A 411-nucleotide genomic window follows, 5' to 3' on the forward strand; every position below is an offset into this window, starting at 1 on the left:
GGCAGGTAGCTGTCAGCCAGGGTCATGCGCATGCCCGCCATCGCCACCGGCTGGTAATCAGCGCTGCGGGTGAGCACCCAGTTGTGGCCCATCGCGGTGACCGCCAGCTTGCCGGTATGGCGCAGAGTCAGGTCCACGGCGGTGCAATCAGCGGCAACCTTGATCTCGCGGCTGCTGAAGCTCATCTGGTCGGTGCTGTCGATGCTCACCGCACACACCCGCGCCATCGCCGACGGCGCCAGCATCAGCGCACCCAGTCCCACTGCCACCCTCCAAGCCTTCATCATTGCATCTCCTGCGGATTCAAGCGCCATTCTAGGCAGCCCCCTGCGGCGCCGTCTGCGACCGTCTGTCGCATGCCAGCTCCAGGGTTTCCCGCGCACTCATCGCAATGGCATGCTCAGCCGATGC

1 protein-coding gene is annotated in these 411 nt (G+C 65.5%); it reads right to left on the bottom strand.

All coding sequences use genetic code 11. The features are described 5' to 3' along the window. Positions 1–284, bottom strand: a 284-nt coding sequence (locus KDL01_RS42400) for a plastocyanin/azurin family copper-binding protein (RefSeq protein ID WP_368861762.1), incomplete at its 3' end; no start/stop codon positions are given. Positions 285–411 lie beyond the last annotated feature (127 nt).

The organism is Actinospica durhamensis (assembly GCF_018139695.1).
Taxonomy (GTDB): domain Bacteria; phylum Actinomycetota; class Actinomycetes; order Streptomycetales; family Catenulisporaceae; genus Actinospica; species Actinospica durhamensis.